At 61.8% G+C, this 14362-nt stretch carries 15 protein-coding genes; 13 read left to right on the forward strand and 2 right to left on the reverse strand.

Features of this window, described 5'->3' with window-relative positions; genetic code table 11:
- Positions 1 to 11: 11 nt before the first annotated feature.
- On the reverse strand, positions 12 to 2369 hold the full coding sequence (locus tag AC070A_RS26415; protein WP_218373748.1) for an Orn/Lys/Arg family decarboxylase: 2358 nt from the start codon (positions 2367 to 2369) through the stop codon (positions 12 to 14).
- Positions 2370 to 2626: 257 nt separating this feature from the next.
- Between AC070A_RS26415 and AC070A_RS26420 the strand changes: the two genes are divergently transcribed.
- From AC070A_RS26420 to AC070A_RS26450, 7 genes are read left to right on the forward strand one after another with little or no spacing between them, the layout of a single operon-like run.
- Positions 2627 to 3052 (forward strand): acetyl-CoA carboxylase biotin carboxyl carrier protein, encoded by a 426-nt coding sequence (locus AC070A_RS26420; protein WP_112947754.1) that lies wholly within the window; start codon positions 2627 to 2629, stop codon positions 3050 to 3052.
- Complete coding sequence (locus AC070A_RS26425; protein WP_492383994.1) at positions 3052 to 4449, forward strand: acetyl-CoA carboxylase biotin carboxylase subunit; 1398 nt, start codon at positions 3052 to 3054, stop codon at positions 4447 to 4449. Before AC070A_RS26420 ends, AC070A_RS26425 begins: the two co-directional genes overlap by 1 nt.
- Entirely contained in the window at positions 4436 to 4903 is a 468-nt protein-coding gene (locus AC070A_RS26430) for a biotin/lipoyl attachment domain-containing protein (RefSeq protein ID WP_218373750.1), read from the forward strand. Before AC070A_RS26425 ends, AC070A_RS26430 begins: the two co-directional genes overlap by 14 nt.
- A complete protein-coding gene (gene pxpB, locus AC070A_RS26435; RefSeq protein WP_218373751.1) occupies positions 4900 to 5610 on the forward strand; it encodes a 5-oxoprolinase subunit PxpB in 711 nt (236 codons plus the stop codon). The genes AC070A_RS26430 and pxpB overlap by 4 nt, the downstream gene beginning before the upstream one ends.
- Positions 5607 to 6599, forward strand: coding sequence for a 5-oxoprolinase subunit C family protein (locus AC070A_RS26440; protein WP_218373753.1), 993 nt, complete (start codon positions 5607 to 5609; stop codon positions 6597 to 6599). Before pxpB ends, AC070A_RS26440 begins: the two co-directional genes overlap by 4 nt.
- Positions 6600 to 6608: 9 nt before the next feature.
- Positions 6609 to 7376 carry a LamB/YcsF family protein gene (locus AC070A_RS26445; protein WP_218373760.1) on the forward strand — a complete coding sequence of 256 codons (768 nt, stop codon included), beginning with the start codon at positions 6609 to 6611 and terminating at the stop codon, positions 7374 to 7376.
- Positions 7377 to 7425: 49 nt separating this feature from the next.
- Positions 7426 to 8628 (forward strand): pyridoxal phosphate-dependent aminotransferase, encoded by a 1203-nt coding sequence (locus tag AC070A_RS26450; protein ID WP_218373761.1) that lies wholly within the window; start codon positions 7426 to 7428, stop codon positions 8626 to 8628.
- A gap of 11 nt (positions 8629 to 8639) precedes the next feature.
- Here the strand turns inward: AC070A_RS26450 and nac are convergent, their stop codons facing one another.
- Positions 8640 to 9545, reverse strand: a complete 906-nt coding sequence (gene nac, locus AC070A_RS26455; RefSeq protein ID WP_093233866.1) for a nitrogen assimilation transcriptional regulator NAC — start codon at positions 9543 to 9545, stop codon at positions 8640 to 8642.
- Between the two features lie 148 nt (positions 9546 to 9693).
- On the opposite strand from nac, the gene AC070A_RS26460 reads away from it, so the two are divergent.
- The 6 genes from AC070A_RS26460 to AC070A_RS26485 all read left to right on the forward strand — a co-directional run bounded on the left by AC070A_RS26460 (position 9694) and on the right by AC070A_RS26485 (position 14325).
- Positions 9694 to 10452, forward strand: a complete 759-nt coding sequence (locus tag AC070A_RS26460; protein WP_218373766.1) for an SDR family oxidoreductase — start codon at positions 9694 to 9696, stop codon at positions 10450 to 10452.
- Positions 10449 to 11156: an amino acid ABC transporter permease gene (locus tag AC070A_RS26465; RefSeq protein ID WP_093233868.1), complete on the forward strand. Its 708-nt coding sequence runs from the start codon at positions 10449 to 10451 to the stop codon at positions 11154 to 11156. The genes AC070A_RS26460 and AC070A_RS26465 overlap by 4 nt, the downstream gene beginning before the upstream one ends.
- The gene (locus tag AC070A_RS26470) at positions 11153 to 11917 is read left to right on the forward strand and encodes an amino acid ABC transporter permease (protein ID WP_492383993.1); all 765 of its coding nucleotides are present in this window, start codon (positions 11153 to 11155) and stop codon (positions 11915 to 11917) included. The genes AC070A_RS26465 and AC070A_RS26470 overlap by 4 nt, the downstream gene beginning before the upstream one ends.
- Positions 11914 to 12681: an amino acid ABC transporter ATP-binding protein gene (locus AC070A_RS26475; protein WP_218373769.1), complete on the forward strand. Its 768-nt coding sequence runs from the start codon at positions 11914 to 11916 to the stop codon at positions 12679 to 12681. Before AC070A_RS26470 ends, AC070A_RS26475 begins: the two co-directional genes overlap by 4 nt.
- 33 nt (positions 12682 to 12714) lie before the next feature.
- Complete coding sequence (locus tag AC070A_RS26480) at positions 12715 to 13551, forward strand: ABC transporter substrate-binding protein (protein WP_218373771.1); 837 nt, start codon at positions 12715 to 12717, stop codon at positions 13549 to 13551.
- A 99-nt stretch (positions 13552 to 13650) separates the two neighbouring features.
- On the forward strand, positions 13651 to 14325 hold the full coding sequence (locus AC070A_RS26485) for a 4-carboxy-4-hydroxy-2-oxoadipate aldolase/oxaloacetate decarboxylase (protein WP_218373772.1): 675 nt from the start codon (positions 13651 to 13653) through the stop codon (positions 14323 to 14325).
- The last annotated feature ends 37 nt before the right edge of the window (positions 14326 to 14362 follow it).

Genomic DNA, 14362 nt, shown 5'->3' on the forward strand with positions numbered 1-14362 from the left:
TTTCCTAAATCCTATTCGGCGACGACGTAGGTATGAAGTCGTACGCGGCCCGATGCGTCCGTTTCACGGTAGAGACCTTGGATCTCAACGTCAAAGCCGGGAAACGTGTTGAAACAGGCTTCGAACATCTTGAGATAGTCGATCATCGGCTGCGCTCGCTCGGTCAACCGCTCGCCCGGCACGATGGTGGCGATCCCCGGCGGATAGACGACGAAAGGCGTCGTTGCGATCCGCCCGGCGATGGCGTCGATCGGAAGATAGTCTACATCGTTGCGCACGAGGCAGCGCGCCGCGTCGTGGGGCGAAAGGGCAATATCAGGCAGGTGCGGTTCGGAAAATTGCTTCGCCTGCAGCGCGCTGACATTGGCGTCGCGGAAGAAGCGATGCATGTCGCCGCACAGGTCGCGCAACCGCACGCCAGCGTAACGACCGGGTCGGCGGCGATAGAATTCCGGGATTGCCTCTTCCAGGGGCGCATTGTCGTCATGAAGCCTCTTGAAGGCGACGAGGCCGCTGATCAACGTGCCCGCCTTGCTTGCCTCGACGCCGGGCGTGAGCAGGAACAGCAGGGAATTCAGGTCGTTCTTTTCCGCGACGATCCGGTTTTCACGCAAGTATTGCGCGACAATCGGCGCCGGAATGCCGTGCTCGGTATATGCGCCGGTCGCCCTGTCGAATCCGGGCGTGAGCAGCGTGAGTTTGTTGGGATCGGTCATTGCGAAGCCCGGGGCCATATCGGAAAAGCCGTGCCACGCAGCACCTGGGGCGAGGTGCCAGAAGGCCGGGTTTGTGGCGAGCTGATCGGTGGCAACACTCTCCCAGGGCACGTCGTGCACCGCTCCAGGGCTTGCCACATCCGGCATCGCCACACGGTCCGGCACGAAGGGCTCGAAAAACCAGCGGCGCTCGGGCCGACGCTCCTTCTCCTCGAACTCCCGACGAACAGCCCGTATCTTCTTGCGCAGTTCGATGCCGAGGCGGATCGTATCGTCCCACAGCACTTCGCCAGAGCGGCCCTTCATCATCTGCGCACCGACGTCCAGGGAGGCGAAGAGCGGATAGAAGGGCGATGTCGACGCGTGCTGCATGAAGCTCTCATTGAAGCGCCGGTGTTCGACCCGCCGCTTCTGGCCGGTGATGTGCCGATCCTTCATGTGGATCTGCGAAGCCTGTGAAAAGCTCGCAAGCTGCTTGTGCGTGGATTGCGTGGCGATGATGCCCGGCGCTTCGGGTCCGAGTTCTGCAAGGCCCATGGCAAAACGTCCGGCATAGAGCGGATGAAACTTCATGAAGCCCGCCCAGGCCTCATCGAACAGGATGTAGTCGCACAGATGCCCGATGGCCTTCAGGATCATCTCCGCATTGTGGATCGTGCCGTCATAGGTGCACTGTTCCACCACCGCCACCCGAAACGGGCGCGGCTTTTGCCAGGCGTTGGGGTCTTTGACCAATGGGTGGGTGCGGATGCGCTGCCGCAGCGTCTCCTCGTTCAGAGAGCCAATGTCCATGGGCCCTATGAGGCCATGGGCGTTTCGCGCGGTCGGCACATAGACCGGGATACCGCCGGAGATCATCAGCGCGCCGTGATGCGCTGCCTTGTGGTTGTTGCGGTCGAACAGAACCAGGTCGCCGTCGGTGACGAGCGCGGAGAGCGCGACCTTGTTGGAGGTCGAGGTGCCGTTGAGGACGAAATAAGTCTTCTCCGCGCCAAAAATCTTGGCGGCCTCCTTCTGCGCCGCGAGCGCCGGGCCCTCATGGGTCAGGAGATCGCCGAGGTCGAGCACGGAATTGTCGAGATCGTCGCGGAATACCGCTTCGCCCAGATGCTCCATAAACACGCGTCCGACCGGGCTGCGGCTATAGAACACGCCGCCATTATGGCCGGGACATGTCCAGAGCTGGTTGCCTTCCTCGGCGTAATCCACCAGCGCGCCAAAGAAAGGTGTCTTCATCGTCTCGGCGTACTGCTTGAGGCGGCTGATGAGGTTCTTTGCGATGAAGGCAGGGGTCTCCTCGGACAGGAAGACATAGCCGTCGATGAAGTCGAGCACTTCGACCGGTACATCCTCGAAGCGCTTGCGGCGGATCAAGAGAATGATGGGGAATTCGAGGCCGCGACGGCGCATCAGATTGATGAGGGAGGCTGTCTTGCCCTCCATACCCTTCTTGCCCCAATCGACCATCATGCAGCCGATGGCCGCGTCCGTCTGGACGGCGATTTCAGCGTCTTCGAGATTGCGCGCGCGCACCACCTCGAAACCGGATCGTTCGATCTCCTCGACGATTTGGTGGTAGCGGGCCCCCTCCAGGTCCTCGCTGTCGAAGGCGGGTGTCGCGAACAAAAAGGTGAAGCGCCTGAAGTAGTCCATCTGAGCCTCCGCCATCTATACGCAGCGAGTTGTTCGTGTGTTTCGTGACGATGTTGTGACAGCGGCCCGGATTATCTGTGATCTTCGAGACCAACTCGAGTCCTCGTGGAGCAGCGGGAGACGGAGCGGTGGTCTCTCTATTCAAAGTTTGTCTGCCCCCATCAAACAGGATGCTGTGTAAGATTTCCCCAACTGCACCGGACGGATCAAGGCTCTCAGGGCCGCACCCCGGTGATCTTCGTTCCGTGGGGAAAACAATGGATCTGCAAAAGATCAAGACGCTTCTCGACTTTGTCGGGCGTTCGCGTGTCTCGGAGCTGACAGTCAGCGATGCGGACACGACTGTCGTCATTCGCAATCCGGCTCGGGTAGCCAACCTGGAAATCCCAACCACAGTGCAGGCAACGCCATCGACGGTCGAGTCGCCAAGGTTGGACGACCAGCCGCAAACGCAGCTTGTTCGTGCTTCGACCTCAGGCATCGTACATCAGTCAACCAGCCCGGGATCCGCTCCAATGGTGGCGGCAGGCGAGCCGGTAGAAGTGGGGCAAGCTCTTTGCATCGTGGAGGCGATGAAGGTCTTCACGACTATATCGGCTCCGTTCGGCGGCATCGTCAAGCGCATCTTCTTTGAGGACGGCCAGGAGGTCGCCTTCGGCGACCCGCTCGTGGAGATCGGGTGATGGACGCGTCTTTCGAGGCCTCCCGGAAAATCGGCCATCCATTCCAGTCCGTCCTCATCGCCAATCGCGGAGAAATCGCCGTGCGGATCGAACGGGCCTGCAAGGAACTCGGCCTTCGCGCGATCCGTGTTGCATCCGAGGCGGATAGGGCTGGCGCGGCAGCACCGGGCGAAGGTGGTCCACTTTCGATCGGACCGTCGGCACCAACAAGGAGCTATCTCAACCAGGCGGCGATCCTCCTTGCGGCGGGTGTGACCGGCGCGGAGGCGATCCATCCCGGTTACGGTTTTCTCTCGGAGAATGCCGATTTCGCCGAAGCAGTCGAAAAGGCCGGGCTGGTTTTCGTCGGCCCTCCGGCCTCGGCGATCCGCATCATGGGCGACAAGATCGCCGCCAAGCGCGCGATGATGGTGGCCGGCGTCCCTTGTGTGCCGGGACCGGGCGAACCTCTACCTGATGACGTGGGGGCCGTGCGCACCATCGCCGAGGCCATTGGCTACCCGGTCATCGTCAAAGCGGCCGGCGGCGGCGGCGGCCGGGGCATGCGCGTCGTGCGCGATGGCGCCGATATGGCCGATGCGGTCGCGATCACGCGCGAGGAGGCGCGCCGGGCCTTCGGCAAGCCTGAGCTCTACGTGGAAAAGTTTCTCGAGCACCCGCGCCATGTCGAATTCCAGGTGCTCTGCGACAATCACGGCAATGCCGTGTGGGTTGGTCATCGCGATTGCTCCGTTCAGCGACGGCACCAGAAGGTCGTCGAGGAGGCGCCGGCACCCGGTATCGCACCGGAACTCGCAGAGAGGATCGGCGCGCGCTGTGCTGAAGCCTGCCGGCAGATCGGTTATCGTGGGGTTGGGACCTTCGAGTTTCTTTACGAGCACGGCGAGTTCTACTTCATCGAAATGAACACCCGGCTGCAGGTCGAACATCCCGTGACGGAGGCGACAGCCGGCGTCGATCTCGTGCACGAGCAGCTGCGTTCGGCCCAGGGCGACGTGCTCGACACGCGCCGTTTCCGCGGAGAGGCGCAAGGACACGCCTTCGAATGCCGTATCAATGCAGAGGACCCGACCACTTTCGTGGCCGCTCCCGGTCGCATTTCAGCGGTTCGTTTTCCAAGCGGACCGGGCATTCGCGTCGATACCCATGTCTCGGCCGGATACCGGGTTTCCCCGTACTATGATTCCCTGATCGCCAAGCTGATCGTCCATGCGCCGACCCGCGACGACGCGATCCGGCGCATGCAGGTCGCCCTGTCCGAAACCAGGATCGAGGGCATTTCCACGAACCTTCCGCTGCACGAAAGGATTTTTGCCGATCCTGACTTCATGCAGGGCTGCGTCGATATCCATCATCTTGAAAAACGTTTGAGGGAGGAAGCCGGTGTCAAGGCGTGACCGCTCGTCAGGCAGATCCGGGATCGTTGACTTCTCCGATCCGGCTCTCATCTCCACTCTGACCACCTGGATTGGCGCTTCCGGCGCGAGCGAGTTGGAGATCAGCACGAAGGACGGCCACGCCCTGAAGATTGTGCTGGCCCCCGACGCCAACCCGGTGAGGCGTCGTGACGAGGCTCAGGGTGTCACCTCGCCGGTGACTGAGGGATGGGCCGTCAAGGCGCCGCTCGCCGGGGTGTTTCGTGATCGACATCCCGGTAGCTTGGATGCTTCACCGCTTGCCGGTGAGGGCTGCACGCTTGAGGTGGGCGGCATCGCCGGTTTCGTGGAGGTCGGACCCATCCTGCTCCCGGTGATCGCGCCGGCGACTGCGATCGTCGCTGGCGTTCATGCCCGTGCCGGAGAGTTGATCGGCTACGGAGACCCCGTTTTGACCATGGAACACGCCCAATGAGCCTCCTGCAACAGGCCCCGTTCCCGTCGCCTGCCTTAACCGTCCCGAATACCGACGAACTGGCGAAGATCTCCTTCATCGGCACGCGTGCCTTTCTGCTCGAAGCACCCGGGGCCTTCGACCTGCCGAACCAGAGGCGCGTCTGGGCGCTCTCCCGCGCGCTAGAGACGCACGACGACGTCGCCGAGATCGTTCCTGGCATGACCAACCTGCTCGTGATCTTGAAGGAGACCCCGGACGATGCGCAAGCGGTCGTCCGGCAACTGCAGGACGAATGGCAGCGTTCGCAGGGCATCGATCTGGCCGGTCGACAAATTGAGATCTCCGTCACCTATGGCGGCGAACATGCCACGGATCTGCCGGCGCTCTGTGACCTCAGCGGTCTCAGCGACCGGGAAGTCGTGCGTATTCATCACGAAGGCATCTATCGCGTCTTCGCCCTCGGCAGTGCGCCGGGCTTCGGGTATCTGCACGGGCTCGATCCACGCATCCACATGCCGCGAAAGACCGTGCCCTCGCTCAAAATGGCGCGGGGCTGCGTCACGATCGGCGGCATGCAGACCGGTGTCGCCGTGCTGACCGGCCCGAACGGATGGAATTCGATCGGCTTTGCCGAACTTCAGATGTTCGATCCGCTGGCCGCAGCGCCCGCCTTGATGGCCCCTGGCGATACCGTGCGCTTCCGCCCTGAAAGGATCGAGTTGTGATCGAGATCGTCGAAACCGGCCCGCTGAACACCGTCCAGGACCTGGGGCGTCCGGGCTATCGGAATATAGGGGTCACGGCATCGGGAGCAATGGATCCCCTGGCACTCGAGATAGGCAACATTCTCCTTAGCAATCCGCAGGGTGCCGCTGTCATCGAGGTCCAGACTTTCCCCTTCCGGCTATGTTTTGCCAAAGGTGGCGCATTCGCACTTACGGGTGCCGATTGCCGGGCGAAGCTCGATGGTGTCGCCCTGCCGCCCTGGTGGGCTGCGGAAGCTGAGGCCGGTCAGATGCTGGAGCTCTTCCCACCGCTTCGCGATGCACGGGCCTATGTGAGCCTGGCTGGCGGGATCGATGTGGCGCAGGTGATGGGATCGCGCAGCACGTCGCTGCGTGGAAGCTTCGGCGGCCTTTCCGGCAGGACCCTTGCCGTCGGCGACGGCATTGCGACCGGTCCGGTTGAACCGGCTGTCCTGCCGAAAGGCGGTTTCGGCGTTGTGCCGCCGGCGGTTGCCTTAAAGGATGTGTTTCCTGTCGACGAAGGCGGTGCGCTTCTCATTCGCGCACTGCCGGCCGGCGAACACGATCTCTTCGGGGCTGACGCGGACCGGTTCTGGCGCCAGCCGTGGAAGATCTCGGCGCGCAGCGACCGCACCGGCTATCGCCTCAGCGGAGACCCGATCCATCCGGTGGAGGTGGTGGAGATGCGTTCGCACGGCGTCGTGCCTGGTGTGATCCAGGTGCCGCCTGCAGGCGAACCGATCGTCCAGATGAGCGATGCCAACACGGCCGGAGGCTATCCGAAGATCGCCGGTGCCATCGAGGCGGATCTCTGGCGGATGGGGCAGGCTCGCATCGGTTCGACGCTGCGCTTCGTGCCGGCCACGCACGCAGAAGCGAAGGCCGCTGAGAAGGCGCTCGCTGCCTATGTCGATGACATCAGAAATACCGCGCGCCTCGTCAGCAAGGCGCTCGCCGCCATGGCTTAGGAGACATTCATGAAGGTGGACCTCAATTCCGACATGGGCGAGGGCTTCGGACCCTATTCGCTTTGCGATGATGAGGCGATGATGGATGTCGTGACCTCTGCCAACGTCGCCTGCGGCTTTCATGCCGGCGACCCTGAGACGATGGCCCGGATGGTGGGGCTCGCGCGGGCGAGGGGAGTTGATGTCGGTGCGCATCCGGGTTTGCCGGACCGGCAAGGTTTCGGCCGTCGCGAACTGCCTTTCGGGCCCGACGAACTGCGCCAGCAGATGCTCTATCAACTCGGCGCGCTGATTGCGATCGCCCGGGCTCAAGATGTGCGCGTCTCCCATGTCAGTTTCCACGCTGCAATGGGCAACATGGTCAATCGCGACCCGACCCTGGCGGCTGCGATGATGGCGGCGATCCGTGCGGTCGATCCCGAATTGATTGTCTTTGGCACGTCCGGCAGCACCATCGAACGCGCGGCGCTCGATGCCGGGCTCAAGACGCTGACCCTCTTCCTTGCGGACCGCGCCTATGACGCCGAAGGCAAACTCGTGCCGCGTGGCAAGCCCGGTGCCCTCGTCAAGGAGGAGCCTCGGTTACGCGCAAGGGTGCGGCAGTTTCTGATCGAGGGGACCGTAACCGCCATCGACGGGACCGAGATCCCCATGCTGGCTCGTTCCATCCTCGTGCACAGCGATACGCCGGGTTCGCTCGAACTTGCCCGTACCGTCCGCAGCGAAATCGAGGCGGCTGGCGGCGTGGTCACGCCCGTCTCCAAGCTTCTGGGTTGAGCCCTCGCACACTGCAAAACCTTATCCGTCCCTATCGAAAGCAACGATCATGCCCGCTATTGCCGACCGCCTGAGGAACGTTTCCGTTTCCGCTTCTGCCACCATGAGCCAGCGCGCCCGCGACCTTGCGGCAAACGGCGTCAAGGTTATCAGCCTCTCCTCCGGCGAGCCGGATTTTCCGACGCCCACCAACGCCGTCGAGGCGGCCCATGCCGCAGCTCTTGCAGGCGACACGAAGTATCCACCACTCGACGGAACGCCGCCACTTCGGCAGGCCATCGCCCGCAAGTTCAAGCGGGACAACAACCTCGACTACGATCCCTCCGAGATCGTCGTAGCTGGCGGCGGCAAGCAGATCATCTTCAACGCAGTCCTTGCCACCTGCAATCCCGGCGACGAGGTCGTCATCCCTTCGCCCTCATGGATCAGCTATGCGGATATCGTGAAATTCGCCGGCGCGGTACCGGTTCCGGTCGATTGCCCGCAACAGAACGGATTCAAACTCAGGGCCGAAGACCTCGAAGCCGCGATCACGCCGGGCACTAAGTGGCTGTTTCTGAACTTCCCGAACAACCCGACCGGTGCTGCCTGCTCACGCGCCGAGATGAAAGAGATTGCCGAGGTGATGCTCAGGCACCCGGATGTCTGGATCATGACCGATGACATGTACGAACACCTGATCTACGACGACTTCGAGTTCTGCACGATTGCGGAAGTCGAACCGCGCCTTAGGGATCGCGTGCTGACGGTCAACGGTGCTTCGAAAGCCTATGCGATGACCGGCTGGCGTCTTGGTTTCTGCGGCGGTCCGAAGGATCTGATCAAGGCGATCAGCAACGTCAACGGCCAGAACAGCGGCGGTACGTCGACGATCACTCAGGCTGCCGTTACCGCCGTGCTGGATGGTCCGCAGGACATCCTTAGGGAACGGGCGGCGATCTACAGGAAGCGGCGCGACTTCGTGGTTGAGCAGCTGAGTGCAATCGAAGGGATCCGCTGCCATAAGCCGGAAGGTGCATTCTACGTTTTCCCGAACATTGCCGAGCTCATCGGCCGGACCAGCAAGAAAGGTCGCAGGATCGAGAACGACACGGATTTCGTATTGGCGCTGCTCGACGAACATCACGTGACGACCGTGCAGGGGGCTGCCTACGGCATGAGCCCGTTCCTCCGCATTTCCTATGCCACCAGCATGGAGCAGTTGAGTGAGGCCTGCGACCGCATCGCTGATTTCTGCGCCGGTCTGCGCTAAGCGACCAGTCGTTAAACCTTGAGGCGGGCGGTGAGCTCCATGAGGATAGATCTCACCGCCAGTGCCGGCTCCGACAGTTCGCTCTGATCGGAAACACAGAGCGAAAGGGTCTCTTCGATCTTCGGCGTGACCATGCGCGAGACGAGAGGTTCCGGCGACTCTGCAATGATCCGTTCAGCTATGGCGCGTGGCATGATGGTCGCCCCGACCCCGCCGCTGACGGCGCGCGCGAGTGTGCGGACGATCTCGACCTCGGCCACGACATTCAGCGAGAAGCGGGCGCGCGTGAAGGCAAGGTCGATCGCCCGGCGCACGAAATTGTAGGGCGGCGGCAGGAGCAGCGGAACGTCGTTGAGAGCACTCAACGGCAGCGGCGCGTCACCCGGTTCGATGCCGAAATCGCGGTGCGCCACAAGGTGAAATTCTTCCACGAACACAGGCTCGAACCGAACACCCTTGATGGGTCCGGTACCATGGATCAGTGCCATTTCCAGCCGGCCATTCATGATCATCTGGCTGTAGGTCTGACCCACACTTTCGGTCAGATGCAGTAAGATGCCGGGATGGCGCTTACGCGTTTCTGTCAACAGCTCGACGGAGAGCGTGGCCGCACTCGAAAAGGGCACGAGACCAACCGAGACGCGCCCGACAAGCGTATCGCCGGCTGCCTTTACGTCCGCCTGTGCCTGGTCCATTTGCCGCAGGATGATTTGGGCGTGACGGTAAACGGCCTTGCCGGCCTCGGTCATCGAGACCCCCTGCTGGCTGCGGATCAGAAGCTTCTGGCGGAAATGGTCTTCCAGCGCGGCAAGCTGCTGGCTGAGGGCCGGTTGGGCGATGTGGAGAACGTCGGCTGCCCGCGTGATGCTACCGGTGTCGACGATGACGATGAAGGATTTGAGACGCCTAATATCCATATGCCCTGCCTGCCTGTTCGCCCCGGATGTTACAGAGCAACGGGCTCGCCGCAAGTCCATAAGCCATCCTTATCCATCCAGATTCAAACGGTCTTATTCAGAGCCGGAAAGCTTCGCTACTCTCTCTTTCAACAACAGGGGAACCAAAATGTCCTTTTCCGATTACAGAACCGCACTCGTGACGGGCGCATCCTCCGGGATCGGTGCTGCGGTCGTCGAGCGGCTCCGCCGCGAGAGCCTCGAGGTGCACGCGGTTGCCCGTAGCGCCGATGCGCTGAAGGCACTTGCCGAGCGCACCGGCTGCATTTCTCACGCAATCGACGTAACCGACCGTGCCGCACTGGCGAAGCTTGCCGGTGAAGTTGAGTTCGACATTCTGGTGAACAATGCCGGCGTCGACCGGCCGAAGAAATTTCTCGAAGCAGAGGATGGCGACATCGATCTCCTCGTCGATGTCAACCTGCGCGCCGTCCTCCATCTCTGCCGGCTGATCGTGCCTGGCATGGCTGAACGCGACCGCGGCCATGTCATCAACATTTCTTCGATTGCCGGCAACTACAACTTCAATGGCAACTCCACCTATCACGCAACCAAGGCCGGCGTCAGCATGCTGTCCAACCAGCTGCGCATCGACACCTTCGGCAAGCGCGTGCGCGTAACCGAGATCTGCCCGGGTCGGGTCGCAACCGACATCTTCAACCATGTTCACGGCAACGATCCTTCCATCCGCGAGCGCTTCATCGACGGTTTCGAACTGCCGCAGGCGAGCGACATCGCCGATGCGATCGCCTTTGCGATCGCCGCACCCGTCGCTGTCAACATCGGGCACATGGAAATCACCCCGACGCTTCAGGTGATGGGTGGACTGCAGACGGCCAAACCGCAGCGGAAGGAACCACGGTCGTGAAGGGCTTCGAACTCGCCGCGATCCTCGGGAACCCGGAATACGTGGCCATGCTGCTGCATGGCATCGAGATGACCTTCATCATCGCCGTGTGCTCGTGGACCCTGGCGATGACACTTGCGGTCATCCTGCTCGCCGTCCGTTTTTCTCCCGGCCGCATCGGCAATGCGGTGGTCGCAGCTTACGTCTCCTATCACCGAAATGTGCCGACGCTCGTGCAGCTCATGCTCTGGTACTTCGGCATCTACACCATCCTGCCCTCCGGGCTGGCTGACTGGCTCTCTGCGCATTCGGCCGAAATGATCTTCGCCGTCGTCGGCCTTGGCCTCTGCCAGGCGGCTTACTTCAGCGAGGATCTGCGCTCCGGCCTGCGCTCGGTCAATCCCGGCCAGATGGAGGCGGCACGTGCCCTGGGTCATGGCTATCTCTCAGCAATGCGCTTCGTGCTGATCCCGCAGGGTGTTCGCAATGCCTTGCCGGCGCTTGTCAATCACAGCGTTTCGCTCTTCAAGAACAGCAGCCTTGCCATCGTGATCGGCGCGCCGGAGCTCACCCATGCCGTCAAGGAGATCGAGAACCTCTCCTTCCGAACCTTCGAAATCTACCTGGTCGGTACGGTCCTCTATCTCTTCTTCACCCTGATAATCATGGCCGCTGGTGCCTACCTCACCTGGCGAGCTGATCCGGCGAATGGAGCGAGACGATGATCCATGACCTGATCGCCATCGTCGACCAATACTGGTTGCTGCTCCTTATTGGGCAGTACCCGAACGGACCGCTCGGCGGCCTTGCCAATACGCTGATCCTTTCGGCGCTTAGCATCGCGATTGCCTTTCCGTTCGCGATCCTTCTCGCTTTCGCCAGGCTCTCTAAATACCGGGTCCTGCGCTGGCCGGTGACCGTACTCGTCTATGTGACGCGCGGCGTGCCGCTCCTGATGCTCGTGCTCTGGAGCTACTTCCTCGTGCCGCTGCTGACGGGCGCCGATGTGCCGAGCTTCCTCACCATGCTGACGACCCTGGTTGTCTACCAGGGCGCGTTCCTGAGCGAGATCATCCGGGCAGGCATCGTTGCCTTGGGGCAGGGCCAGATGGATGCAGCTCGTGCGCTCGGTCACAACTATTTCAGCGCGATGCGCTACGTGATCCTGCCGCAGGCGCTCTACAACATGATCCCGAGCATGCTGTCGACCTTCGTCGCAACCATCAAGGACACGACGCTCGGCTACGTCATCAACGTGCCGGATCTCACCTTCGCTGCCAGCCAGGTCAACAACCAGCTCCTCACGCAGCCCTTCCAGGTCTTCCTCATCCTGGCGCTGACCTACTACGTGATCTGCTGGTCGCTCACCTGGCTCACCAATGTCGTCGAGCGGCGCATTACACGCCGTCGCGCTGGCCTTATCGCCCCGAAACGCCGTGGGCAGTTGCCGATTTCCCTGACACCGAACGCCACGGAGCAGCCATGACCGCGTCAACCTCCACTATTGCAAAGGATCAGGCAATCCGGCTCGCCGATGTCCGCAAGAGCTATGGCGACTATGACGTCTTGAAAGGCATCGACGCGACCGTGGCGCGGGGCGAGGTGGTTGTCATCTGTGGTCCCTCAGGCTCGGGGAAGTCAACCTTGATCCGCACGGTGAACCGGCTCGAGGAGATCAATAGCGGTTCGATCTTCTTCGAAGGGCAGGACGTTCACGCGCAGATGAGCGGGCGGGACCTCAACCGCCTGCGCAGCCGCATCGGCTTCGTTTTCCAGAGCTTCAATCTCTTCCCGCACCTTTCCGCGGTCGACAATATCGCGATGTCCCCGATCCGGGTGAAGGGGGTGGCGCCAGCGGAGGCACACGAGAAGGCGCTGAAGCTGCTCGACCGTGTCGGACTTCGCGAAAAGGCCAACTCCTATCCGGGCCAATTGTCCGGCGGGCAGCAGCAGCGCGTGGCGATCGCTCGCGCGCTCGCCATGGAGCCGCCCGTGATGCTGTTCGATGAGCCGACCAGCGCGCTCGACCCGGAAATGGTCGGAGAAGTGCTGAACGTCATGAAGTCGCTCGCCGCCGAAGGCATGACCATGATGTGCGTCACGCACGAAATGGGTTTCGCCCGTGATGTCGCCGACCGCATCTGGTTCATCGATGCAGGCCAGATCATCGAGACCGCAACGCCTGATGAATTCTTCAAGAACCCCAAGCATCCGCGTGCGCAGCGGTTTCTCGCCGACCTGCGCCACTAGAACAAACAAGACCAACAACGAAGGAGAACAGCAATGAAGTGCAGCCATCTTATTCTTGGAATGACCGTCGCGGCGGCATCGCTCGCAGGTCCGGCGAAGGCTGATCAGCTTGAAGATATCCTCGCAAACAAGACACTGCGGTGTGCGACTTTCGCGGACGTGCCGCCCTTCGCCGCTACGGACGCAAAGACGCGTGAAATGGTCGGCTTCGACGTCGATCTCTGCGGCGCGATCGCCCGTGAACTCGGCGTGAAGGCCGAGATCAAACCGGTTTCCGTTGAAGCCCGCGTACCGGAGGTCAAACTTGGCCGTGTCGATATCACCGTCGCCAACCTTGCCTATACCCAGAGCCGTGCCGAACAGATCCAGTTCAGCGACCCCTATTACCTCGCCAAGGAAATGCTGATCGTGCCGGCCGACGATGCAGGCAAGGCAAAGACAGACTATGCCGGACAGCGCCTTGCCTCCACCAAGGGCTCGACCTCAGAAATGTCGATCAAGCTCAACAAGTCCGAGCCGCTCACCTTCCAGGACACGGCATCGGCCTATCTCGCCGTGCAGCAGGGCAAGGCCCGCGGCATGGTCGCCAACACGATGACGACCACCAAGCTGGTCAACGAATCGAAGACCCGCGGCAAAGAAATGCGCATGATCCCTGAGCCCATGCTGTTCCAGCCGATCGGCGTCGGCATGGCGAAGGATCAGCCGGCACTGACGGCCAAGATCAACGAAGTGCTGCACAAGCTCGATGATAGCGGCGAGATCAACCAGATCTGGGACAAGTGGCTCGGCCCGAACACCGAATACAAGATGGCTCGCACCGACAAGGTTGCACCGCTCTCCGAACTGAAGTTCGACCCGATCCCCTGATGGGGCCGGGTCACGCGTAAGCGACCCCGTTTTTCCGAATGACTTGAACAACGCAAACGGCGGGCATCGCGCCCGCCGCGACCACCCATGGGAAAAATCATGACGCATATCAAGAAAATGCCCGTTCGCCCGAGTGCCGCCGAAGTGGAAGCGGTGGCCAAGTTTTCGCCGGCAACGATCCATGAGGCGCAGGGACGCCGGGGGGCATTGTCCTCCCGCATCAAGCCCGTCGACTACCGCATGAAGCTCTGCGGTCCGGCCTTTACGGTCCGTTGCGCACCGCGCGACAACATCATGCTGCAGCTTGCAATCAACTACGCTCAGCCGGGCGACATCATCGTCGTTTCGGCGGGCGAATACGAAGAGGCCGGATCGTTTGGCGACGTGCTAGCCAACGCCTGCCTTGCCAAGGGAATTGGCGGTCTTGTGACCGACAGCGGCGTGCGCGACACTCTGCAACTGCGCGAACTCAGTTTCCCTGTGTTTTCGCTCAGCGTCTGCATCAAGGGCACGGTCAAGGAAACCCTGACCTCGACCAACGACCCGATCATCATCGGTGGAGAGGTTGTCCATCCCGGCGACATCATCGTCGGCGACGCTGATGGCCTGGTCGTAGTGCGGCGGGAAGAAGCATTTGAGGTCGCAAAGCTGTCGCAGGCGCGCGAGGATGCCGAAGCCGAGTACATTGCCGCGTACAAGGCAGGAAAATCGGTCATCGAAGTCAGCAAGCTCGAGCCGGTGCTGAAGGCAAAAGGGTTCGTGATCGAACGCTGACCAAGGGCCGGGACGTCTCGTGCGAGCGCCCGGCGGT

Source organism: Ensifer sp. GW101-20A05, from assembly GCF_059424735.1.

Bases quoted from the DNA above. Each gene is read 5' to 3' on its own strand.
- AC070A_RS26415 (WP_218373748.1), bottom strand. From the start codon at position 2,369: ATGGACTACTTCAGGCGCTTCACCTTTTTGTTCGCGACACCCGCCTTC.
- pxpB (WP_218373751.1), top strand. From the start codon at position 4,900: ATGAGCCTCCTGCAACAGGCCCCGTTCCCGTCGCCTGCCTTAACCGTC.
- AC070A_RS26445 (WP_218373760.1), top strand. From the start codon at position 6,609: ATGAAGGTGGACCTCAATTCCGACATGGGCGAGGGCTTCGGACCCTAT.
- AC070A_RS26450 (WP_218373761.1), top strand. From the start codon at position 7,426: ATGCCCGCTATTGCCGACCGCCTGAGGAACGTTTCCGTTTCCGCTTCT.
- AC070A_RS26485 (WP_218373772.1), top strand. From the start codon at position 13,651: ATGACGCATATCAAGAAAATGCCCGTTCGCCCGAGTGCCGCCGAAGTG.
- AC070A_RS26420 (WP_112947754.1), top strand. From the start codon at position 2,627: ATGGATCTGCAAAAGATCAAGACGCTTCTCGACTTTGTCGGGCGTTCG.
- AC070A_RS26460 (WP_218373766.1), top strand. From the start codon at position 9,694: ATGTCCTTTTCCGATTACAGAACCGCACTCGTGACGGGCGCATCCTCC.
- AC070A_RS26470 (WP_492383993.1), top strand. From the start codon at position 11,153: ATGATCCATGACCTGATCGCCATCGTCGACCAATACTGGTTGCTGCTC.
- AC070A_RS26475 (WP_218373769.1), top strand. From the start codon at position 11,914: ATGACCGCGTCAACCTCCACTATTGCAAAGGATCAGGCAATCCGGCTC.
- AC070A_RS26425 (WP_492383994.1), top strand. From the start codon at position 3,052: ATGGACGCGTCTTTCGAGGCCTCCCGGAAAATCGGCCATCCATTCCAG.
- nac (WP_093233866.1), bottom strand. From the start codon at position 9,545: ATGGATATTAGGCGTCTCAAATCCTTCATCGTCATCGTCGACACCGGT.
- AC070A_RS26480 (WP_218373771.1), top strand. From the start codon at position 12,715: ATGAAGTGCAGCCATCTTATTCTTGGAATGACCGTCGCGGCGGCATCG.